Raw genomic sequence first — 23,270 nt, forward strand, 5'->3', positions numbered from 1 at the left:
CGGTTATGATTTCTTTATCCAGTCATGTTCTGGACACCACATCAGGTAAACCCGTAAGCCAGTTACCACTGACACTGACTTTTCCCGACGGAAAACAGGTTGACGGCATGACTGACAGCGACGGTCGCTGTAAAAGCTGGGGTGACGCAGATTTCCCTAAGGGAACTTACTCATTACGGTTTCACTGCCAGGATTACCTGACAGAAAAACACGGCGAAAGCTTTTACCCGTTTGTCGATATTGCTTTTACCATGCAGGAAAGTGGCGGTCATTATCATGTACCTCTGCTCATTTCACCCTTCGGCTTCAGCAGTTACCGGGGTAGTTAGTGAGTAATACGATTCAACTATTCCGTGCGAAGATACTGCATTTCCCGCAGCAAACAGATTCACCGCAACAGGATGCGGTGTGCTACCCCGACGGCGGACTGGCGGTCCGCGGCGAGCGGATCCTGGCCATTGGTAACTTTGCCGATGTAGTATCCGACTATCCTGAGAGCACGTTGCACGACCACAGAAATCACTGGATCATGCCGGGCCTAATCGACAGCCATCTGCACTTTCCGCAAACAGAAATGCTGGCCTGTTATGGCGAACAGTTGCTCACCTGGCTGGAAAATTACACCTTTCCCACCGAAAAGAAGTTCGCCGACCCGGACTATGCATCCGCGATGGCGGACGTATTTTTGCGTCAGCTTTTAAAAAACGGGACAACAACCGGCTTAGTTTACCCCACCGTGCACGCCGGTTCCGTTGATGCGCTTTTTGCTGCCGCATCAGCAAAAAATATGGCGATGGTAACCGGTAAGGTGTGTATGGATCAGAACAGTCCTGCCGGCCTCGCCGATTCGCCTCAGCAAGCGTATGAAGCATCACAGCAACTGATTTCATCCTGGCACAACAAGGGGCGTAATCTGTACGCGATTACCCCCAGATTTGCGCCTACCAGCAGCCGTGAGCAATTGTCTTTACTCGGGTCACTGGCCGCTGAACACAGCGACGTATTTATTCAGACCCATTTGTCTGAAAATCAGAAAGAAATTCAGTGGGTACAACAACTGTTTCCCGAACGTAACGGCTATCTGGACGTATATGACCATTATGGTCTGGTGCGTGAGCGCAGCGTGTTCGGACATTGTCTTCACCTGACAGAACAGGAATGGCTGCGCATGGCAGATGCGCGGGCGACTATCGCCTTTTGCCCAACGTCAAACCTGTTTTTGGGCAGTGGCTTGTTTGATTATCAAAAAGCGAAGAGCTTGAAAGTCCCCGTTACCCTGGCCACTGATGTGGGCGCAGGCACAACCTTTAACCTGTTCAGAACCTACGGTGAAGCCTACAAAGTGTGTCAGATGCAGCAACAGGCATTGTGTCCCTTAACCGGTTTATACCTGATGACCCAGGGTGCTGCCGTGGCGCATAAACTTCAGTACGAAATTGGCAATTTAAACCCCGGCACCTTCGCCGATTTTATTATTGTCGACCCCGCCTTTGATGAATTGACGTCCCACCGGTTACATGACCGTGATACCGCAGAAGAGGTGCTGTTTGCACTGTCCATGCTCGGTGATGACCGGATGATAATAGAAACCCGGATTGCCGGCACTGCGCAATACCGCAAAGAGGAGAGATAAGTATGGAAGGACTCGACTGGTTATCCCTTTTTGTCCGCTGGTTTCACGTAATTGCAGGCGTTGCCTGGATTGGCGCATCGTTTTATTTTATCTGGTTAGATAACAGCTTACGCACTCCGCCTGAATGGAAGCAGGAAAAAGGTATTAAGGGCGATCTCTGGGCGATACATGGCGGCGGCTTTTATGAAGTTGCCAAGTATGCCTACGGCCCGGAAAGTATGCCTGCGACATTGCACTGGTTTAAATGGGAAGCGTATACCACCTGGTTAAGTGGCTTTGCCCTGCTTATCATCGTGTATTACTTCGGCGCGTCTGCCTATCTTATCGATCCGTCAGTAAATGCACTGAGTTCGCAAACGGCCATTTTGTCGGGTCTCGGGATCATTTTTGGCGGGCTGGCCCTGTATGAACTGGCATGCCGCAGTCCGCTGGCTAAATCGCCAAAACTGTTTGCGCTGTTTCTTATCATGATGATTTGCTTTGCCAGCTGGCTGACCACCCAGTTGTTTAGTGGCCGTGGCGCTTATATTCATGTAGGCGCACTGGTGGGCACCATCATGGTGGCAAATGTATTTTTAAACATCATGCCGAATCAGCGAAAAATGGTAGCAGCGGTGGCAGCAAAAGGTGAAATCGACCCTGCCTGGGGCGCCAGCGCAAAATTACGCTCTGTGCACAACAACTACCTGACGTTGCCGTTACTGTTCATTATGATCAGCAACCACTATCCGATGACATATCAGCATCCGCAAAACTGGCTGGTACTCATTGCCATCATGGCCCTGTCTGCATGGATAAGACACTTTTTTAATTTGAAACATCAGGACATTAAAAAGCCGTCTATTCTGGTATCCGGTGCGGCGGGCATGTTGTTACTGGCAATTTGGGTATCTGTGCCCGTCAGCCAGCAGGAAAGCACGGCAGCGGCTTCAGCGCCACAGAATGACCAGACGGCATTGTCTGCTGATGACAAAGCCGTACAAACGCTTATTACCACCCATTGCACAAGTTGCCATGCTGCGAGCCCGACAGATGATATTTTCAAGGTTGCGCCACTGGGAGTGAAATTTGACAGCTGGCAGGATATTAAGCGTTATGCGCCGCAAATTTATCAGCGCTCAGCCGTAAGTAAAGACATGCCCTTTATGAATAAAACCGGCATGACAGACGAAGAACGTCAGGTCATTGCTAAATGGTTCAAAGAGCAATAAAACAAAACGCCCGCGTTTCAGCGGGCGTTTTATTATCAGACATTCAGTGATTCAAGCTTATGCACAAAAGGCTGCTCATAGAACCGTTCGCCGGTGTGCTGATACAAGGCGTTAGCCAGTGCAGCAAAAATTGGCGGGAACGGCGGTTCGCCTAACCCGGTTGGATCGGTATGACTTTTCACAAAGCTGACATCAACAGATGAAGGAATTTCGTTCATTCTGATCATGCGGTAGCGGTTAAAATTGTCCTTATCCGCCTGACCGTCTGTAAACGTCATTTCCCCGAACATCGCATTACCGATACCGTCGATAACCGCGCCCTGCACCATGTTAGATGCCGCTATGGGATTCACCACAATGCCGCAATCCACACAACTGAACACTTTATCAGCCCGTGGCGACCCGTTCTTCTCAGTCACAGTAACAACGTGTGCAGCATAGGAGTTGTGGCAATAATAAGCGCCGACGCCTTTTTTCACCGACGCCGGTAACGTATCCCAGCCGGATTGCTCCCGCACCTGCTTTAACACACCTGCATAACGGACTGCATCGTAATCATTGTGATCGCCCACCGGGGACGATATAGCTTTTTCAAACAATGCCAGCCTGAAATCTATGGGATCTGTGCCGGCAAGTTCTGCCACTTCATCAAGAAACGCCTGTTCAGATGCTCCCATGAAATTAGAACGCGGAGCACGGAATGCGCCGGTAGTAATATTCGACTGTACCGCATCACCACGGGCCAGATAATTGGGTACCGCGCCTGCCGGGAACCGGTCTGCGTGAACAGAATGCTCAGGCACGCCCACCCCGTCGACCTGATAAGCAATTAACTGATTATTTTCATCCAGCGCCGCTTTGAAACGTGCCATGTAGGTTGGCCGGTAAATGCCCATGGTCATGTCATCTTCCCGGGTATACATCAGCTTCACCGGCTTTTTCACTCTGGCTGAAATAGCCGCCGCTTCTACCAGATAGTGTGAATAGGCACGACGCCCGAATCCACCGCCCATCCGGGTCATCTCGATACGCACTTTGCCCGGCGGCACATTTAACCGGCTGGCTACAGAGTTGACGATAAAGCCGGGTGCTTGCAGCGGGCCCGCTACGTGGACACCGTCATCAGTCACATTTGCATAGAAATTCATTGGCTCCATAGTATTGTGAGCCAGGTATGGTGCATAGTAAGTGCGCTCTATGACTTTTTCATTGTTTGCAAATGCAGCTGCCGTATCGCCATCCTGCCGTAATACCGGCAAATCAGACGCTAACAGAGCTTCCATTTTTTCACGATGGGACGCCGTGCTTTCCAGTCCGCCGGGAATAGCCGTATCGACCAGAGTACCGAAACGATCCATTTTCTCTGAATAGCTGTCGAAGGTTTTCCACTTAACCTGCAGGGCTTTTTTCGCTTTTAATACCTGCCATGTTTTCTCACCCACAATAGCAATGAGTTTGGTAAACGCCGTGGTATCAAAATAATTGCGGGTGTAATCCGGCTCCATGGCATCAAACACAAACGCATCCACAATGCCGGGCATGGTCTTAATGGTTTCCAGGTCCGCGCTGTCCAGGGTTTTACCAAACGCAGGCGGGTGGACTAAACCGGCAATTAACGTCCCTTCTGTTTTATAGTCAATACCGAATAATGGCTGGCCGGTGACCACTTTATGCCCTTCCAGATTGGTTTTCGACTGACCGACAATGGAAAAATCTTCAGGCGCTTTCAGGGCAATTTCTTCTGGTAGAGTCAGTAATGCGGCGTCCTGCGCCAGTTCTGCAAAGGTGGCTGACTTTCCGCCGGGTCCGGATACCACGCTGTTTTGGGCTGTCAGTGAGGCAACAGGCACTTGCCACTTCGCGGCGGCCGCCATCAACAGGAGTGTCTTTGCGCCCGCACCGGCCATACGCAGGCTTTGCCATCCCTGCCGGATAGACTGGCTGCCACCGGTAAACTGGCGCTGATAATCATCAGGGCTGTAATCCGCCGTTTTCGCGGTTATATCTTCCCAGTTTGCGTCCATTTCCTCAGCCAGGATCATGGGCATTGACGTCATCACGTTCTGGCCAAACTCCGGATTCGGGACCATAGCGGTAATACCGCCGTCCGGTGAGACAAGAATATAGGCATTTAAACGCACAGGTTGAGCGTCTGTGGCCGTTTGTGCCTGCGCAGTGCCCAACCAGCTGAAATTAATCATCAGACCGCCTGAGGCTGCCGCAGAGGCTTTAAGAAATTGACGGCGCCCCATTGAGGTACGGAATAACCGCTGGCCCGTTTTTGACATAATATTTTCTGACATAACAGGCTCCTTACGCTTTTGCTGCGGTTTTAATGGCTTCTTTGATCCGCAGATACGTACCGCAACGGCAAATGTTCCCCGACATAGCACTGTCTATTTCTTCATCGGAAGGGTTCGGGTTACGTTTTAGCAGTGCTGCCGCATTCATGATCTGTCCGGTCTGACAATATCCGCACTGGGCAACATCCTGCTCTACCCAGGCAATTTGCAACGGGTGATCGCCTTTCTCTGACAACCCTTCAATGGTAGTGACAGCATTACTGCCTACGGCAGAAACCGGCACAGAGCATGAGCGGACAGCATTCCCCCCCACATGAACGGTGCAGGCACCACACATCGCCATACCGCAACCGAACTTAGTACCGGGCAAGTCCAGGTCGTCTCTCAAAATCCAGAGCAAAGGGGTATCTGCGTCAGCATCCACTTCTCTGGACGCGCCATTTACGTTGATTTGATAGGTAGGCATTAAAAACCTCATTTTTGTGGTGGTAACCTGTTGTTAACAATTTACTGCTTTGTGTCACGGTCTCAATTGATATTAATGGCATGAGTTAATGAATAAAGCTCATGAATAAAATACACCCCCTTCACGTTGCTCTTCTGAGGGTGCATCTGAGGGTTCAGACGGATTAATCTGAAAAATTCATTACTGCTTTCACAAAGCATCACTAATACTTCAAACCAGTACACGCTAGTGTAGTTAACAATTTGTGAAACGTCTTAATACAGGAGTCATGATGTCAGATAACCCGGTTAAACCAGAGAACACAGGTCGTCGCCAATTTATGAGAACCGCGTCGATGGCCACAGCGGGCATTGCGGCATCTCTTACCTCTGGCATTCAGCCTTCTCAGGCGTCGCCGGTAAACGCGCCTGCATCATGTAATACCACTGTTGGTGATAATCACCGCATGTTGGGTAAATTAAAGGTATCGCCAATCGGATTAGGCTGCATGAGCATGTCCAGTGGCAGTTACAACCCTCCCCGCACGGCAAAAGAAATGGTGCCTGTTATCAGAGGCGCTTTTGAGCGGGGTGTGACGTTTTTTGATACTGCTGAGGTATATGGTCCTTTTACCAATGAGACCATTGTCGGTGAAGCCCTGCAACCCATCCGCGATAAAGTGGTGCTGGCCAGCAAGATGGGCTTTAAATTTGATGAGAACGGACAGCGTGCCGGACGTGACGCCAGACCGGAATCGATCCGTAAGGCCGTAGACGGCATGTTAAAACGCCTCAGAACAGAATACATCGATTTACTGTATCTGCACCGTGTGGACCCCAACGTACCCGTGGAAGACGTGGCTGGCACAGTGGCTGAACTGGTGAAGGAAGGTAAAGCCCGTCACTTTGGTTTATCAGAGGTATCTCCTGCTACATTAAGAAAAGCGCATAAGGAATTCACGGTTACTGCGGTACAAAGTGAGTATTCCATCATGGAGCGTTCTGTAGAAAATCAGGTGCTGGCTACCTGCGAAGAATTAGGTGTGGGTTTTGTTCCCTGGGGTTCTGTCACCCGCGGTTTCCTCGCAGACAAGTTTAATGAATACAGCCGTTTTTCTGACGATTCCCGCTTTGCTTCTGTCCCTTACTTTACCCCGGAAGCAATGGTCAAAAACCGGGAATTACTCGATATGATCAGGCAACGGGCTGTTGAACGCAACATGTCCCCTGCGCAGTTTGCCATTGCCTGGTTATTATCAGTAAAACCTTTTATTGTGCCTATTCCCGGCACCACAAAATTGCATCACCTGGAAGAAGACATTGGTGCAGTACATACCCGGTTTTCCGACGCAGAAATGGCAGATTTCAGACGGCAATTTGCAGGCATCGAACTGGTAGGTATGCGCCCTGATGACGCCGCCGAAACTGATAAGTAAGCAGGTCTACTCCGGCTTTTCTCTCATCGCTTCTACAAAAAGAGAAAATGCCGGAGAATACTGACTCCGGTTGGGGAAGTAGAGATAGTAGCCCGGGAACTCATCACACCATTCATCTAAAATACGTTCAAGCCGGCCAGCTTTGATATCTTCCAGCACCATGCCTTCCGGCAAATAGGCAATACCCACTCCTGCTAACACAGCATCATGAATGAAGGTGGTTTTGTTTGAGGTAAATTGCCCCTCAACCCGCACGTTTACGTCGTGGCCATCTTTTTCAAAATCCCACACCAGCAGGCGTCCGTAGGTTGGCAAACGTAAATTAATACAGTTGTGATCTGACAAGTGGCGGGGTTCAGCAGGCTTTCCCGCTTTTTCGAAATATTCCGGTGTGGCCACCACCGCCATGCGAAGCGGCGGCGAGATGCTCACCGCAATCATGTCTTTTTCTACACTTTCTCCCAGGCGGACACCCGCATCATATTTTTCCGCCACAATGTCAGTCAGGGAGTAATCAATGGAAAGTTCGATATTGATATCCGGATACTTCACCATAAAACTGCGGACTTTGGGCCAGATGACGGTGCGGGCCGCATGTTCTGCGGCTGAAATTCTGATGGTACCGGCCGGCTTATCTTTCAGGGCGTTCAGTGAATCCAGTTCGTTCTCAATTTCGAGTAATCTGGGCGCCACGGAATCGTACAATTTTTTACCAATTTCAGTGAGGGACACACTGCGGGTTGTGCGGGTAAGCAGACGTAAACCCAGCCTTTCTTCAAGCCCCTTAATGGTATGACTTAACGCAGATTGAGAGACGGATAAACGCGCCGCTGCACGGGTAAAACTTTCTTCCTCGGCAACGGCGGTAAAAGCAATAAGATCATTCAGTTTTGTTTTCATAATTCAGATAGTTATCCGGAATTAGCTGGAAACCTGCAAGACCCGAATTTTAGCACAAAACCGTGTTTTCTCTTATCGTTATTTGTCCAAATTTTCCTTTTTCAGCGCAGAAAACCAGGGAACAAGCGCCTGTGCCCAAATCCGGTATCCTGCTTCATTCGGGTGCAATAAATCGGGCATGATATCTTTACTCAATTTATTGTCTCCGCTCAAAAAAACATCGTTGATATTGGTGTAATGAACGCCTTTTTCTTTAGCAAGATGTGCCAGAAGACCATTTGTTTTCTGATTATTAATTCGTTCGGGAGACGTGGCATCTTCTCCCCTGGGAAATATGCCGGTAAGTAAGACAGCACTGTCCGGCATTTTCTGCTTTATCCGGTCAATAATGTGACTTACCCCACGGGCAATATGTTCCGGCGGCTCCATCCGGTGACCTGTATTGTTGGTGCCGATCATAAGAACCGTGATAGCTGGAGACAGGCCGTCTAATTCACCCTGTTCAATGCGCCAGAGCACATTTTCGGTTCTGTCGCCGCCGAAGCCCAGATTTAACGTGGGAACATCCGGAAAATACGCTTTCCAAACCGTTGCGCCCTTGTCTTCCCAGCCATGGGTAATTGAGTCGCCAATGAGCACAACCTCTGGCCGGATGATCTGCTTTTCTGCCAGTTTCTGTTGATGGCGCTTCATCCACCATTCATCAGCCCAGAATGCCCGTAGCGGGGCCGGCGTAATGCTTTGGGTATCCTGATCCGGACACAGGATATTTCCCGGCTCATTCGTGGTAATGTTTACCCCTGACACGGCAATATCTCCGGAACCGTAAAAGAATAATCTGAAAGGCTCGCTGACATTAGAAAAGTCGGCAAATTTGCCGGAAAAACACTTAACCGGGATGCTAACGTGCTGCCATCCTGCACCTTGCCATTTTACTGCATCAGGCCATAAATCGACGACATAGTGGCAGTTCTCACCACAATCTATGCCCGCCTGCAACCCGGCCTTGTTGACATCGTCTACCCTTAAGTCAAACGTCAATGCTGCCGCTTCCGGTTGATGTATCAGATTCAGGTTAACAGGGCTATTCACTTTAAGATAAGCCCGTCCCTCCCAGGCTTCAGTAAACACGATCCTGCTCACCGGCTGTCCGGCCGGATGGCTACTTTCCTGTGTAACGGTCACTCCGGGGATCTCAGTGGTGAGGCCGGACACCGCCACGCTCTCACCGCCGTTTTTTATTTGCAAATCGGATAACGAAAAAGTGACTTCTTCCGGTACTTCATGGGTGTCGGCACTCCTTTGCGCCGCACAGGCACAAAGGAGCAGTACCCCGCTAAGACAAATTAACGTCCGCATGGTTACTTCGTCCGTTCCACAGTAAGGGCATCACCGGAATAAGTGACAGTGACGTCCGGCTTCGCTTCGTAATTTAATAGGGTTTCACCTTCGGAAATAAACCTGACATGCCAGGTACGGGAAGTGACCATATTATCAAACTGCCCTTCACGTTTGCCGATGGTGAGCTTACCTTCACTGTCATCATACTCAATGCGGGTGTACGAATACGCCCCGTTCTCGTAGTCGTATGACTTGCCGTCGTCGTGATAGAGTTCAAATTCGCCGTCAGCACCGGTAAATACGTTTATGGTATAGTCGCCATCCGGCTTATCGTAAACATATTGAATGGCTTCACCCGCCGGAATAATTGATCCGGCTTTTACGTATAGCGGCATTTGCGTTAACGGCGCACTGGCATTAATCGTTTGCCCTCCCTGATACGTTTCACCGGAGTAAAAGTCGTACCAGCTTACGCCTGCGGGCAGATAAACATCCCGTTCCCGCGCCTTGTACTCATACACAGGGTTAACCAGAATGGCCGGCCCGAACATGTAGGCATCATCGATATCCTGCGCTTTTTCATCTTCAGGGAAGTCCATCACCAGACCGCGCATTAAGGTACCGTCTTTATGGAACATGTCCCCTGCCTGCGAATAAATATAAGGCATCAGACGGTAGCGTAATTCGATGGTGGATATCAGTGCGTTATACACTTCCGATCCTTCATCGGCCAGATTAAACACTTCCCTGAAAGGGTTTTGACCATGGGAGCGGAACAGCGGCACAAATGCGCCGAACTGGAACCAGCGCATATTCAGCTCCTGCCATTCCTGCTGATATTGTTCAGCCATTTCACTGTAGTGACCCACAACCACATCGCCGTTGTAACGATAGTGATCTTCCGGTGTGAAGCCACCGATATCCATGGTCCAGTTCGGCATACCGGACAATCCTGTACCTACACCAGCAGCAATCTGCTCTTTAAGATTTGACCACCGCGGCACGGTGTCTCCGCTCCAGATTGCACTGCCCGTACGCTGAATGCCGCCGAACCCGCTGCGGGTAAGAATAAAACTACGCTTGTCAGGGTCTGACTGCCGCTCACCTTCATACACGCCTTCTGCGTTTGCCAGCGCATAGGAGTTAAAATACTCAGCACCTGAACCTATCGGTAACGGCGTCATGATTTCTTTTCGTTTGGTATACGACAGGTTCGAATGGATGTCCGGCTCGGATGCGTCCAGCCACCAGGCATCAATACCGAGCACATTCAAATTTTCGTCTAATTGCCGCCAGAAAATTGCCTGTGATTCTTCAGGGTAAGGGTCGTAAAACCCGTTCAGATAACCCTCCCCAATCCAGTCCAGATTGCCCTCCTGATCCACGTTCTTATTCAGCATGTAGCCTTTGGCATTCAGCTCTTTGTAATTGTCAGTTGTGCTGTAGAATTTCGGCCAGACGGAAATCATAATATTGGCATTTAGTGCATGAACTTCGTCTATCATGCCTTTAGGATCGGGGAAACGGGCCAAATCGAACTTATGGCTTCCCCATGCATCTTCCGGCCAGTAAGACCAGTCGAGCACAATATTATCAATGGGGATCTGCTTTTCACGGTAGGTTTTCAGCGCCCCTAACAGTTCATCCTGCGTTTTGTAACGTTCACGACTTTGCCAAAACCCATAGGCCCATTTGGGCAGCATCACGGCTTTGCCGGTAAGTTTGCGGTAACCGCTTATTACCTCGTCGGTGTCGTCACCGGCTACAATGTAATAGTCCAGCGACTTTCCGGTTTCTGATGCCAGCGACAAGCTGTTCTCGTCGGCCTTCGACTGAGGATTATTGTGTAACAGACGGAAGTATCCACCCTGCGAATCCCAGTCGACTTCAATGTCCACCTTTTCACCGGCGGTGAGCATCATTTCAGTATTGTGAAACCAGGGATTCCAGTTCATCCGCCACCGGTCCAGCAGCTTTTCACCGTTTATGGTCAGTTTGGCATAGCCACTGGAGTACATACGGAACTTGTGAAGTCCGCTTTGCTTCGCGCTTATCTGCCCTTTCCATACGACCCGGGGCTGGCTGACATCACCAAGCTCTGCAGGAAATGGTATTTCCCGGGTGGTATTGTGAGCAAGAAACTGATAATCAAGATCGGCTTCTGTGCGTTTAAGCAGCAATTTATCTCTATCGTAGTAATACGCGGTTAATCCCCCGGCGTTGCCGTCTTCATCATAAAGCGTAAAGCCTGCGTTCAGCGGCGCTGACTCCACCGGATTTCCGAACCGTGTAATGGCGGCGTTGTCCCATAAAATCCCGTAATGTTTGGTAGAGACAACAAAGGGAATCGAGATTTGCAGGTTATGGGTGCTCAGCTCAACATTATCTCCGGCATGATTAATACGGCCATCCTGATGCTGCCCTAACCCGTAAAAACCCTCATCTGAACCAGTATTCCACTGCTGGTGAATAGCGAAATTGTACTTATCGGCACCGGCAGGATCGGCGGTCACCGGCGCAAATTCGCCGCTGTTCACACTCTCAAGCAATACCTCTCCGGCACGGTTTTTTACCACCAGATTACCGTCAGTCAGCGATACTGAGGCTGTCATAGCGGGTGTAGACAATATCACCGCACCGGCGGATTCTTTGATATCGTAAGGGGTATTCCCCGCAGAGGCAGTCACCATCAGGCTCTCTGCAACCCGACTGAAATCGTCATGTGGCAGCGCCGTGACGCGAATGATTCCTTCATCAAATACTTGTAGGCGCACGGCTTTAGCCTGCCCCTGAGCAGGCAAAACAAGCAGGCCGTGTTCTGTCGCCTGATAGCTTCCCGCTTGAATAACTTCAGCACTGCCGGTGCTGTTTTCGCAGCCACTGAGTACGGTTGCTGACATTAACGCAACGGCCACACTGGCTGCAATTCGATGGATTTTTTTCATGGTGTTATTCCTTTTACCTTTGTTCATAGTTGCAAGGTATTCATTCTTGCCAGGTGGTCATTTTTACTTTGAGAATATGCGGCTCATCGTTGAAGTTAAGTCCCCAGTCAGTTTGATCGCCATTCCAGACGCGTTCAAATATCCAGTTACCTTGATCATCAAAATGGCCTTCTTCCACCCTTTCAATCATTACAGGGAGTGATGCGATTTCTTTTGACGGTGTAAAGGTGACCCGTGCACGCAGCGCAGTCACTAAAAACTCATCGTCGGATAATTTAGCGATAAGTGCGCCGCCGGAAGCCGGATGATTTCCTGCAGGCGGGTCAATCCAGAACATAGGTCGTCCGTAGGAAACTTCTGCATCCCAGTTTCCGAGATCCAACAGTTGACTGTAAGCGGGAGACTCCCCTTTTGCTTGCGACACATTGGCATTCCACACTTTTTCATCTTTTGACGAGTCGTGAGGCTCTGCGACTCCCCAAACCTGATGCTCGAGGCTGAGCGTTGCCCATACGCCGGACCATGACTGCATCAGCCCGTATATTTCAGCAAAAGGAGCGATGGTGTCGTCGTTAACCGTTTTCGCGCCGAGGGGATAATTGGCATAACCGGTGTAGTCCATGCCGAATGGCGCAAACCCGAACCCCTGATGCCCCAGGGTACTGAAAAAGTAGCGGGCATAGGGCTGGTCGTTGCCAATCTCCGCTACAAACAAGGGGTTATCTTCACGGCTGTACAATTCCAGCACCCGTTTTACCGTTTTATGGTCACGAAAATAAATATCTGGCGAAATCATATCGATGTGCGGGGCGCCGGCTTTCCAGACGTCGATAACATTGTCTGTAGGACCGCCCATGGAATAGCCCGAGCCGGGATTGAAAGGATTTCTCAGCGCCACATTAACGTTCATCGGCAAAGGTTTAATTGCTTTACCGGCCTGTGCAATCTCATCGACATAACGGGCAATAGACCAGGCATGAAAGATTTCATCAGCGTCATCACCGAATACCTCAGCCCATGTACCCGGCTGTTTGTTCATCCGGGCCAGTAAAGTGTCAGGGACAGGCTGTTTAAAAAGAGAATTTGCCAACGGGGAGTAATCACGTTTTGAGCCGTAGGTGCCGGTTTCATTTTGCACCTGTACCATGATGACCTGATGAGCCGGATCATTATCACGCAAATATGTCATCAAGGCTTCAAAGGCGCGCTTGTCAGCGGCCAGCGTCTGTTCGCCGTGAGGCGACAGAGAGTTCAGGGTTCGCCCGTCGCGTGTGATCACTCTGGGGAAACGCTGATTATTCAGTTTGATCCAGGCCGGCGCGTAATGAGGCGCGTTGTTTTTCCAGGTGGCAAACCACAGCAATACCACTTTCACTTCCCGTTCTGCGGCCTGGCGGATCAGGACATCAAGGTAGCTGAAGTCGAAATGTCCTTCTTCCGGTTCGATTTGCTCCCACGCCACCGGAATACCCAGGGTGTTAGCATGCATGGCATCAACAACCGGCCACACTTTATCCAGCGCTGCAGGATAGTTAGCGGAATTATTCGTTTGCGCACCCAGCATCAGAAAAGGCTTACCATCGACGAGAAAGGCATGGCGGCCGTTTTGAGTGACCACTTGAGGTAAGTCGTGCCGGGATTGAGAAGCTGCGGCGGGCTTTACCCCCGCATTCTGGCAGGCACTTAGCGTACACATTGCACAAAGAAGAAGACCTGCAAAATAATAGATTTTCATAGTGTCCAAATATCAATTCAGGGTTGGGAAAAGCGTTGCACTGCACCGGCAGGTAATACCAATATAAAGCCGGTGCAGTGCGATACGCGCGGGTACTAGAAATTGCCCCGCAGAGACAGCGCATAACGGATATCGTTGACGTGATAAGCACTGTAGTGATTACCCGGGCCGTTCTGACGCATCTCATTTTTGGTCACCGCATCATTGAGATTGTTCGCTTCCAGAACCACCGCGTAATTGTCGTTGATACGATATGTCACAGAGCCGTCCAGGTAAGCAGTCGCCGCATTGAACAGCGGCAAGCCATAAGTGATGCCATTTTCCGTGCCGGTGAAACCATTTGCATTAGTTGCAATCAGGAATTCATCCCGCCAGTTGTAGGCCAGGCGCGCGGAAAACGGACCTTTCTCGTACATTAATACCAGGTTTACCGCATTTTCTGACAAGCCTCTGAATGGCATATCCTCGTAGCCTGAACCGTCTGTATCCACCGGCTGAGAGCTTGAATCAGCATCAATTTCACTGTCTATCCAGGTGTAGTTCATTTGCACGCCGAAACCGTCAAAAGGTGCAGGAAGTGAAGAGAAAAAGTGGTTCAGAGAAAGCTCGACACCCGTGATTTCAGCATCAGCACTGCTAACTGGCCACCTGGCATTATAGGTATAACCACCAAATTCAACCTGAGACAATTGGGGCACCTGATAGCCGGAAATATCCTTAGTAAACAATGCCACATAAGCAGAACTGTCTTCGGCGTAATACCATTCCAGAGACACATCAAACTGGTTGGACTCCATAGGGTCGAGATACGGATTTTGTGTGGAGTCCAGTGTCAGCACGTAATCTTCCACTTTAGGCGGATTGCCGGCATTCTGGCTGGCCTCTCCTGCACTGGATAAATTCGCGTTCAGTACAATATTGGCACCTAAATCTGCAAAATTTGGCCGCGCCATCGCTTTGGCGGCAGCAAAACGCAGCAGCAAATCATCGGTCAGTTCTACTTTTACGTTTAAGCTGGGAAGCCAGTTACTGTAATCATGCTCCGCATCCAAGGCGGTGAAAGCACCGTTGCCAAACAGCGCATTGTTCGGATATTGCAGATAACCATGAGCGGTATTTTCGGTTTTAACGTAACGCACACCCACATTGCCCGACACGGGTTTGCCCAGTGCGTCAGTAAAGAAGTCGAGCATCACATAGGCGGCGGCCGTTTCCTCTGTCTGATCATTGGTATACTGATCATCATTTAAATCACGGCGGTTCCAGTACGCCCAGGCAGACCAGTCTGCATACACGAACCGGTCCTGTAACGCCTGAAAACTCTGCGGATAACCAAACGCAAAACTGGCATCAGGTGCATACACGTTTGCCGGCGCCGGCACATCACCACCAAAGAAGTTATCAAAGGAATTCAGGTTCAGCTCACTGACATCAGGGACAATATTCTCCTGCCCTTCCACAATGGCAGCTTGTAACCAGCTTGGTGCTAACGGACTCCAGTTATAACCGGTATCGGCGTTATCAGATGATGTTTTGCTATAGCGGGCGCCAAACTTCACGGCTTCGAAGAAACCGTCAGATAAAAAGTACTGAACATCAATATCTGCCGCAGTCATATCCGCCTGACGGTCGTACTGATTATCCATGATGAAATTCCAGACATAGTTGTCCGGGTTTCCCAGATAAGAAGCATCTGATGTCACAGTGGGCAAGCTGCCGGTTAAATCGACATCTATGTAAGGTACGCTAATCTGTGTGGCCACCGTGTTATCAAGCCCTGCAGAATCAGAACTTACCCGCTGCAGCGACGTTTCCACCAGAAATTGCTCACCGGCGTACCGGTAACGCAGCGCGATATCTTCCGTTTTCGCCTGCTGGGAAGAGGCCCTGACATCGGCCCCCATGGGAATACCGCCATCCTGTACCAGCCGTCCTTTTTCCAGTACACCGCTGTCACTGAACTGTGCACCGCTTTCCACCTGCACACCATAGGGCCAGTTATCTACGAATATGGCATCCTCATTCCACTGCATATCGTAGTCGCTGGAAAAGTATGTCAGGGTAAATTCGTGGTTTTCAGACGGAGCATATTGCAGGGCCGCATAAGCGCCGTTACGTTCGCGGTTAAAATACATGGTACGCCAGTCTGCACCTCTGGGCACATAGACCGTTGACCCTTCGTATCCGGCAATGTCATCACGGTAGAAAAAAGGTCTTACGTACATGGAATCGTTACGGGTAGACAATTCAGAGACGGCAATATCAAACAAAAAGCCGACTTTACCGGCAGAGGTATCCCAGTTATTGGAATATAAAAAAGAATAGCCCGGCTTGGTTTCTTTTATCACATCACCATAGTTGGCACTGATATCAAACGCGATTTGCTGACCGTCGCGGTGAAAAGGCAGACGGGTTTCCAGATCGATGGTACCGGCAAGGCCGCCTTCAATCTGATCCGCCGACGGACTTTTATACACATTCACAGCATTTAACAGTTCAGGCGGCACATCACCAAAGCTCAGCGTCCGGCCCCCGTCAGCACTGAACGTTCCCCGTCCGTTCAGTTCCGACCGGACCTGGGTAAGCCCGCGCACAATCACACCATTACCTTCCACCGAGAAATGTTCAGGATCACCTAACGACATGTACCGGTCGATAGCAACACCCGCCACCCTTTGCAAAGTTTCAGTGATACTGCGGTCAGGCAGTGCGCCGATGTCATCGGCACTGATCCCGTCCATGATTTTATTGGAGTTCATTTTTGTTGCCTGAGCAGAAATGACGCTGGCCCGCATGCCTTTTACTTCTATAACTTCAAGTGCCTCACTGTCTTCTTCCTCAGAGTCAGTCTGTGCCAGACCCGTGGCGGGACAGGCCAAACCTAAGGATGCCAGTAGAAAAGCGGTAAGTTTTGCGTGCTTAAACTGTTCAAGTCCTGAATGTGTAGTTTTCATATTTTAAAAGTCCATGTTGCGTTGAACCATGCCACTATGCACCTCTTCGTGGCTATTGTTGTTACTCAGCAGCAGAAACGGCATACTCCTGCTGCGCTGAGGTGGTGAAACTAATGACGCCCTGCTCAGGCGAAGTAAAAGCAACGTGTTTTCCGTTAGCTGTTACTATAATCTTGTCGTCAAAACTGTCACAACGAATGCGGATTTCGCCGTCTGTGAAGGTTTTAATAATCGCTTTATTAAGGCGCCCGTCAGACCATCCCATACTGACTTCACGATTCCCCCGCGCCTTGAGGCCGGTTACCCTGCCGTGCTCCCACGCATCGGGCAGCGCTGGCAACAAATGCAGTTCACCTCTGTGACTTTGCAGCAGCATTTCCGCAATACCAGCCGTTGCACCAAAATTACCGTCGATCTGAAAAGGCGGATGAGAACTCCAGAGATTACTTAACGTGCTGTCCCGCAATTGTGCCCGGAGCAATTTATGGGCACGGTTTCCGTCTGCCAGGCGGGCCCAAAAGTTGATTTTCCAGGCACGGCTCCACCCTGTGCCGCCATCGCCTCTTGCGTTAAGTGATACCGCAGCGGCTTTCGATAAGACCGGTGTATCAACCGGCGAGATATGATTGCCCGGATGCAATGCAAACAGGTGGGAGATATGACGGTGGCGGTTTTTCCTATCATCAATATCCTGACGCCATTCCTGCAACTGACCCCAATTACCAATCCGCAGTCCGGGTTCGAGCCTGTCAAGTGCGCTCTTTAACGCAGCGGCAAACTCCCCGTCGCCAACCTGCTCTGCAAGTGTTAGCGTGTTTGCAAACAGATCCGTGACGATTTGCTGAGACATAGACGCACCGGCCGTAAAATCACCGTGTTCCGGAGAATAAGAAGGGGAAATCAGTAGCGTGTCTGAATCCGCGCTTTCAACCAGGTTGTCCAGCCAGAACTGACTGGTTAATTTGAGAAGCGGCCAGGCCCGTTCTTTCAGGAAGCTTTCATCAGCATTGAATGCGACTTCTTCATAGAAGTGTCTTGCTATCCATGCAGCCGCTTCCGGTTGCCAGAATGCGGTGGGCCAGTCAATTAACCCCGTTGAGCCCCAGGGATTGGTATTCAGGAAGACCACCCAACCTGCTGAACCAAATAAGCTTCCGGCGACTTCCCGTCCGGGTATTGTGAGGTTCTCTACAAAATCGAAAAGCGGCGGCAGTGTTTCGGGCAGGTTTGTGGTGTGAGCCAGCCAGTAATTCATCTGTAAATTGATATTCAGATGATAGTCAGCACTCCAGGGAGCCTGAATGTCTTTATTCCATATTCCCTGCAGGTTCGCCGGCAGCGAGCCCGCTCTGGATGAGGCAATTAAAAGATAGCGACCATAGTGAAAATAGAGACTTTCCAGCGCGCGGTTCTGCGACTCATTTTTAGAAGGATAAGCTTTGAGCGCAGCGGTCAGTTCACCGGTTTCACCATCACCAAGGTCCAGCTTGACGCGGTTAAATAAAGGCTGGTAATCATTGAGGTGGCGGGTTAAAAGCTCATCAAAAGAGAAGTTTCGAAGATGAGCGAGTTGCGAGGTGGCTTTATCTTTTGCATGTCCCAGCCGGTAATCCGGGTGACGTAATGCATAATTGGTAGCCGCGGTAAGCAAAATGGTCACGCTGTCAGCGTTTCTTACGCTGAATTCTGCGTCTTTCACATCTGTGTTGCCACCCTCATGCAAAATACGCATGCCGGCTGCAAATTCAAGGCCGTTGTCGGTTAATGCTCCGCTGTATAGTAACGAATCCTGACCGCGCCCCTCTGCCGACCAGGTTCTATTTTCAGGAAAGCGTAACTTGCCGGATACGTTCAGCGCGCCTTTTTCAGATGCCTTCAGCCTGATGACAATGCTGTTGTCGGGATAAGTAACAAAATAATCTCTTTTGTAGTCAATTTTGTCTGCGGAATAACTCACTGTCGCCACAGCCGTGCTCAAATCAAGGCTTCGATGGTAATCGTGAATTTCCCCCGTCATGTCAGGAAACGACAGCACCAGATTAGCGAAGCTCTGATAGCTGCCATAGTCCGGCTGTTGATGACCCAGTTTGCCAGCCACATACTCAGGTGACAGCGAGCCTTTTTCCGCAATCTCTTTGACTACGGCTTCTACCTGCTCAGCATAACCGGATGTATCGTCAGGTAAGCCGGATTGATACGGACCGTTTTTGCCGGGGCCGCCTGTCCAGAGTGTTTTTTCATTAAACTGAATAACATCTTCTGTTACGCCACCGGCTATGGTTGCGCCGAGTAAACCATTGCCCAAAGGAAGCGACTCAGACTCCCAATCTTCGCCGGGAGAATTAAAAACAAGAACTGCATGTTGGTTAAAAGCGGTTTTATCCGGAGGGCTGACCGGCGAATTCTGCCCGTAGCTTAGCGGCGAACCGGACGCAAAAAAGAAAGCGATGGCAACGGCGATAAGCAGACGACCATTGTTTACTTTTTCTTTAAAGGCTTTTGCTTTTTTCATTTTATTTGCCAGTAAACCCAAAACATAAAAGTTATCTTTGAACACGTATCGCCTTCATGTTGTTACCACGATCGGGATACGATGTTTGTTTTTTGTTAATGACGATAAAACTAATGAGAATGCGGGTCCGGAGATATCTGAAAACGCAAAAAAGCTAGCAATGTGCAAAAAATAGAAGAAATTGTGGCAGAAAATATAACTATGTTTAGCATGTAAATATTCTTACATGTCGCACCCTTGCGCTCATTGACGAATGGTTGTGAGTTTGATTATATAAACCTATCCCTATTTGCAGACTGGCACGTGGTTACAACGGAAAGTATGTTTGGCTACCATAAAAAAGTTATTTATTCGTTAACGGCATACGCTATTTTCGCCGTAATACTGGTAGCCATTGCATATCATCAGTCTTTCCCCGAAGAGTCTCTGCTTCCCCGCGCTGCTGAGGAAAACAAACTGAAGTGGAAAAGCCTGACTTACGATGATTCGCAGGAAGGTGGCGCATCCACTATTTCGGTTATCGATGACGGGTTCAGTTACACACTCAGCATGTTACTGAACGAACAGAAAGACTATCCCTTTGCCATGGGCGAAATGCTGTTTCTGAACAGTCAGGGACAGCCTGGTCTCGTGGACCTGAGTGCGTTTGATACCTTGTCGTTTATGGCAAAATGTTCACCGGAAAGTACCCTGACCTTCTCTTTATTCACTCTCGATAAAAATGCCAGCAAAATTGATGATGCAAGGTCTGATCGTATTTCCACCCGGTATTTTCACTGTAAAAGTGAGTGGCAGCGTTACGACATTGATATCACCCGGCTGGAAACACCGGAATGGTGGTACAAGTGGTATAATCAGGCGCTCAGTGAGCAGGAATACAGCCTGGCAAGAGTAAAGAAAATTTCATTTGGCAGTTCCATTCAGAGTCCGCTGAATGTGCAGTCCACCATCAGTATCCGCGAAATTGTGTTTAACGGTAAAGACTGGTCTTACTTATATACTTGCGCTGCTATTTTACTTGCCTCAGGTGCAATGCTGGTCGCATGGCTGTTTAAAGCCCACAGCAAATATCTGATGAAAGAAGTGAAAAATAAACTTCAGAAGGACCGGCCGTTAATTGACTGCGAACACCTTTCACTGGAAAGCCACAGAGACAAAGATAAAACGGCCATTTTGAAATTCCTTGCCAAAGAGTACGCAAATCCGGGGCTAAATCTGGAGTTTATTGTCCGGGCGTTAGGCATTAACCGGAATAAAATTAACGACATTCTGAAAAGTGAGTGCGGGTACACGTTTTCAACCTATTTAAACAAGTTGCGGCTGAACGAAGCGGCACGCCTGCTGACGGAAAATAAGGATGCCAACGTCTCTGAAATCGCATACTCGGTAGGTTATAAAAACGTGCCTTATTTCAATAAGCTTTTCAAAAACGAATACGGATGCAGCCCCGGCATGTTCCAACATGGAAGTGACCATTTCCACGCCAAAACTGCGTCCGGATAAACGAATTCGCGTAATCGCAAATACGTTACCAGTTCATCATTTCTTTCAAATAATCCGTCAGCTTCGCGGCATTTTCTCTGTGCTGTTCCACACGCGGATGAGCACCGTAACCGGTAAAATCAAAGATCAGGGTATGGACTCTTTGCCCGTCTCCGGATGAATCAGGTGACGCTTTAATTGCATCAACAGCACTGGCAATGTAATCCGGCCACACACTGGTTTTTGTTGCATCCATACTGCCGATAGCACACACGAACTCAGCATCAGGATGATGCTTCATCAACGTGCGGATGAATTCTTCATAGGATTTTTTGATCTCCTCAGGCCCGGCGTTTAAACGCTTTTCGTTTTCAATCAGCCAGCGATCATTCTGGCCAAGATTCACCACCACCACATCCGGCTGCCAGTCATCAAAATGCCATGAAGAGTTGTTGTTACTTTCCGCTGTAAGCTGGTCATAATATTCCGGCATCGTAAAATCAAACCAGCTGATCATAAAACCGATACCGCTTTTCGCAATTGAATGGAATTCCGCATCGAGATGCCGGGCCGTGATAGCCGCATAGGAAAGATAGTGATTTTTCTCAGAAGGCTTATTATCCGGGTCATTATGGGCAGCTTCATTGCCCATGCCGACGGTAATCGAATCGCCATAAAACAGGATGCGTCTTGACGGCGGCACCGGTTTTGCCAGCAGCTTCCCGTCGTCTGCCAGCGTCACGCCCTGAAAATAGGTTCCGCCTTCTTCGCCTTCAGTACGTTTGAACAGTGTCACCTGCGTTGTATCGTTGCGGACCATGTGACTCAGATCATACTGATGCAGACCCCTTTGCGTATGAATGACATAGGGTGAAATGTCCTGACCATCAAAAATGACGTTGTAATAATTCCTGCCGGTTTGATCGTCTAACGTCAGTACCAATTTATTGCCGGAGAAAGAAAACGTAACACTGTTACCCGGCCAGCTTAAAAAGGCACCCTGCTCTGTATAAGCCACTCTGCCAGAGTAAGTAAACCCATCATTTGCAGAAGTGACGAAACGGTCAGCGAAAGCCCGTACAGGGTTAAACAGTATGAAAAAAAGAAACAGAAGGTGTGAGTAACGCATTGTTGTAAGTCATTCCCTTAGCGTCTGAGTAATCCGAAATACTATCGTTACCCGCATCGACTTACCATACACAACCACTCACATCCCGTTTTAGTTTCTTATTTTAACTCTGCTGCCCGTTTACCACGCGAACCACGTCTCCATTTTCAATGCCATCAGGTGGATTGGTGATCACCCGGTCAGTGGCATCTATCCCGCTGGCTATTTCAATATCGCGGCCCAAATCTCTGCCGGGTTCAATGGCTTTTAGTGAAACAGTGGTATTGTCGCCGGCACCGGACACTGTCGCCACAGACAAGCCGTTGGCATTAAAAATTAAAGCACTCACGGGGACGGTGAGCATGGCTGCATTAGCTGATAATGGCAAATTGACACTGGCATAGCCCCCCGGCAATAAGCTGTTATCCTGATTATCGAGTATTAACTGCACCAGCATGGTCCCGGTATGGCGGTCCACCGCTGAATTTGAGCGCACCACTTCCGCCTCATAACGGCTTCCCGGGCTTTCCGGTACTGACACCTCAGCCTGAGTACCTTTTTGGATTTGACGGGCAAATTTTTGCGGCACCTGAACATTTAAGCGCAACGGGTGGGTCGACGCCAGCATGAATAAAGGCTCGCTGTCATCCGAACCGGCATTAATAAGATCGCCAATATCCTTATTTCTTGCCACCACGACGCCGTCAAAAGGCGCAGGGATCATGGCTAAATCCTTTTGTACCTGTAAACGGTTAACATTGGCTTTGGCTGATGCCAGCTGCGCCTGTGCAGCGCGGTAACTGTTTTCACGCTGCTCCAGTTCCTGAGCAGTCACGGCATTGGTCGCCACCAGCTTTTTCCATCTGTCCAGCGTTGACCGGGCAAGAGCAACATCAGCGCTGAACCTGTCTACATCGGCCTGCGCCTGGATAAGCTGCTGATCCAGCTCTGGTGTATCGAGCTCTGCCAGCACTTCGCCTTCTGTTACAAGCGCGCCGATATCGTGATGCCACTCTTTCACATAACCGTCCACACGGGCGTAGATAGACGCCTGTTTAAACGCCTGGAGCCGTCCGGCAAGGGTTAACGACTGTGTTGCCTCGCCGGTTACCGGCTGCGTCACGGAAACAGCCGGGAGCAAACGCGCCTGCGTCCATTCAGCGACCTGTTCACTGTTCGCCTGACGGCTCATGATCCCCGTTACAACAATAATGGCGGCTAACAGCAGTAGACCAATAAATGCAATTTTTCCCATAACCGTTCCTG

At 49.7% G+C, this 23,270-nt stretch carries 15 protein-coding genes; 5 read left to right on the forward strand and 10 right to left on the reverse strand.

Translation table 11 applies throughout. The features are described from left to right. Positions 1 to 5: 5 nt before the first annotated feature. The 3 genes from uraH to DS731_RS12415 are packed head-to-tail and all read left to right on the forward strand — an operon-like array spanning position 6 to position 2,844. Entirely contained in the window at positions 6 to 329 is a 324-nt protein-coding gene (gene uraH / locus DS731_RS12405) for a hydroxyisourate hydrolase (RefSeq protein ID WP_119501622.1), read from the forward strand. A gap of 11 nt (positions 330 to 340) precedes the next feature. Continuing rightward, positions 341 to 1,633 (forward strand): guanine deaminase, encoded by a 1,293-nt coding sequence (gene guaD / locus DS731_RS12410; protein ID WP_119503413.1) that lies wholly within the window; start codon positions 341 to 343, stop codon positions 1,631 to 1,633. Between the two features lie 2 nt (positions 1,634 to 1,635). Continuing rightward, positions 1,636 to 2,844 (forward strand): urate hydroxylase PuuD, encoded by a 1,209-nt coding sequence (locus DS731_RS12415; RefSeq protein WP_119501623.1) that lies wholly within the window; start codon positions 1,636 to 1,638, stop codon positions 2,842 to 2,844. 35 nt (positions 2,845 to 2,879) lie between these two features. Here the strand turns inward: DS731_RS12415 and DS731_RS12420 are convergent, their stop codons facing one another. After that, entirely contained in the window at positions 2,880 to 5,147 is a 2,268-nt protein-coding gene (locus tag DS731_RS12420) for a xanthine dehydrogenase family protein molybdopterin-binding subunit (protein ID WP_202980659.1), read from the reverse strand. Between the two features lie 10 nt (positions 5,148 to 5,157). Next, positions 5,158 to 5,613, reverse strand: coding sequence for a (2Fe-2S)-binding protein (locus DS731_RS12425; protein WP_119501624.1), 456 nt, complete (start codon positions 5,611 to 5,613; stop codon positions 5,158 to 5,160). A 268-nt stretch (positions 5,614 to 5,881) separates the two neighbouring features. Here DS731_RS12425 and DS731_RS12430 point away from each other — a divergent pair, with 268 nt between their 5' ends. Further along, a complete protein-coding gene (locus tag DS731_RS12430) occupies positions 5,882 to 7,027 on the forward strand; it encodes an aldo/keto reductase (RefSeq protein WP_232373358.1) in 1,146 nt (381 codons plus the stop codon). Between the two features lie 6 nt (positions 7,028 to 7,033). Here DS731_RS12430 and DS731_RS12435 read toward each other — a convergent pair whose 3' ends face one another. From DS731_RS12435 to DS731_RS12460, 6 genes are all read right to left on the reverse strand, one after another. Continuing rightward, positions 7,034 to 7,927 carry a LysR family transcriptional regulator gene (locus DS731_RS12435; RefSeq protein WP_232373359.1) on the reverse strand — a complete coding sequence of 298 codons (894 nt, stop codon included), beginning with the start codon at positions 7,925 to 7,927 and terminating at the stop codon, positions 7,034 to 7,036. Between the two features lie 78 nt (positions 7,928 to 8,005). Then, positions 8,006 to 9,286 carry a GDSL-type esterase/lipase family protein gene (locus tag DS731_RS12440; RefSeq protein ID WP_119501627.1) on the reverse strand — a complete coding sequence of 427 codons (1,281 nt, stop codon included), beginning with the start codon at positions 9,284 to 9,286 and terminating at the stop codon, positions 8,006 to 8,008. A gap of 2 nt (positions 9,287 to 9,288) precedes the next feature. Further along, positions 9,289 to 12,213: a glycoside hydrolase family 31 protein gene (locus DS731_RS12445; protein ID WP_119501628.1), complete on the reverse strand. Its 2,925-nt coding sequence runs from the start codon at positions 12,211 to 12,213 to the stop codon at positions 9,289 to 9,291. A 40-nt stretch (positions 12,214 to 12,253) separates the two neighbouring features. Next, positions 12,254 to 13,909 (reverse strand): DUF5597 domain-containing protein, encoded by a 1,656-nt coding sequence (locus tag DS731_RS12450; RefSeq protein WP_119501629.1) that lies wholly within the window; start codon positions 13,907 to 13,909, stop codon positions 12,254 to 12,256. A 134-nt stretch (positions 13,910 to 14,043) separates the two neighbouring features. Beyond that, positions 14,044 to 16,902, reverse strand: coding sequence for a TonB-dependent receptor (locus DS731_RS12455; RefSeq protein ID WP_119501630.1), 2,859 nt, complete (start codon positions 16,900 to 16,902; stop codon positions 14,044 to 14,046). 61 nt (positions 16,903 to 16,963) lie between these two features. Next, the gene (locus tag DS731_RS12460; protein ID WP_150154281.1) at positions 16,964 to 19,414 is read right to left on the reverse strand and encodes a glycoside hydrolase family 95 protein; all 2,451 of its coding nucleotides are present in this window, start codon (positions 19,412 to 19,414) and stop codon (positions 16,964 to 16,966) included. 303 nt (positions 19,415 to 19,717) lie between these two features. Here DS731_RS12460 and DS731_RS12465 point away from each other — a divergent pair, with 303 nt between their 5' ends. Then, positions 19,718 to 20,917: a helix-turn-helix domain-containing protein gene (locus DS731_RS12465; protein WP_150154283.1), complete on the forward strand. Its 1,200-nt coding sequence runs from the start codon at positions 19,718 to 19,720 to the stop codon at positions 20,915 to 20,917. A gap of 25 nt (positions 20,918 to 20,942) precedes the next feature. Here the strand turns inward: DS731_RS12465 and DS731_RS12470 are convergent, their stop codons facing one another. Both DS731_RS12470 and DS731_RS12475 read right to left on the reverse strand, forming a co-directional pair. Beyond that, a complete protein-coding gene (locus DS731_RS12470; RefSeq protein ID WP_119501633.1) occupies positions 20,943 to 22,025 on the reverse strand; it encodes a GDSL-type esterase/lipase family protein in 1,083 nt (360 codons plus the stop codon). Positions 22,026 to 22,128: 103 nt separating this feature from the next. Continuing rightward, positions 22,129 to 23,259, reverse strand: coding sequence for an efflux RND transporter periplasmic adaptor subunit (locus DS731_RS12475; protein ID WP_161599151.1), 1,131 nt, complete (start codon positions 23,257 to 23,259; stop codon positions 22,129 to 22,131). Between the last annotated feature and the right edge of the window lie 11 nt (positions 23,260 to 23,270).

It is taken from the genome of Alteromonas sp. RKMC-009 (assembly GCF_003584565.2).
Lineage (GTDB): Bacteria > Pseudomonadota > Gammaproteobacteria > Enterobacterales > Alteromonadaceae > Alteromonas.

Coding starts and splice junctions, on each gene's coding strand:
- uraH (WP_119501622.1), top strand. CDS start 6: ATGATTTCTTTATCCAGTCATGTTCTGGACACCACATCAGGTAAACCC.
- DS731_RS12415 (WP_119501623.1), top strand. CDS start 1,636: ATGGAAGGACTCGACTGGTTATCCCTTTTTGTCCGCTGGTTTCACGTA.
- DS731_RS12420 (WP_202980659.1), bottom strand. CDS start 5,147: ATGTCAGAAAATATTATGTCAAAAACGGGCCAGCGGTTATTCCGTACC.
- DS731_RS12425 (WP_119501624.1), bottom strand. CDS start 5,613: ATGCCTACCTATCAAATCAACGTAAATGGCGCGTCCAGAGAAGTGGAT.
- DS731_RS12430 (WP_232373358.1), top strand. CDS start 5,882: ATGATGTCAGATAACCCGGTTAAACCAGAGAACACAGGTCGTCGCCAA.
- DS731_RS12435 (WP_232373359.1), bottom strand. CDS start 7,927: ATGAAAACAAAACTGAATGATCTTATTGCTTTTACCGCCGTTGCCGAG.
- DS731_RS12440 (WP_119501627.1), bottom strand. CDS start 9,286: ATGCGGACGTTAATTTGTCTTAGCGGGGTACTGCTCCTTTGTGCCTGT.
- DS731_RS12445 (WP_119501628.1), bottom strand. CDS start 12,213: ATGAAAAAAATCCATCGAATTGCAGCCAGTGTGGCCGTTGCGTTAATG.
- DS731_RS12450 (WP_119501629.1), bottom strand. CDS start 13,909: ATGTGTACGCTAAGTGCCTGCCAGAATGCGGGGGTAAAGCCCGCCGCA.
- DS731_RS12455 (WP_119501630.1), bottom strand. CDS start 16,902: ATGAAAACTACACATTCAGGACTTGAACAGTTTAAGCACGCAAAACTT.
- DS731_RS12460 (WP_150154281.1), bottom strand. CDS start 19,414: ATGAAAAAAGCAAAAGCCTTTAAAGAAAAAGTAAACAATGGTCGTCTG.
- DS731_RS12470 (WP_119501633.1), bottom strand. CDS start 22,025: ATGCGTTACTCACACCTTCTGTTTCTTTTTTTCATACTGTTTAACCCT.
- DS731_RS12475 (WP_161599151.1), bottom strand. CDS start 23,259: ATGGGAAAAATTGCATTTATTGGTCTACTGCTGTTAGCCGCCATTATT.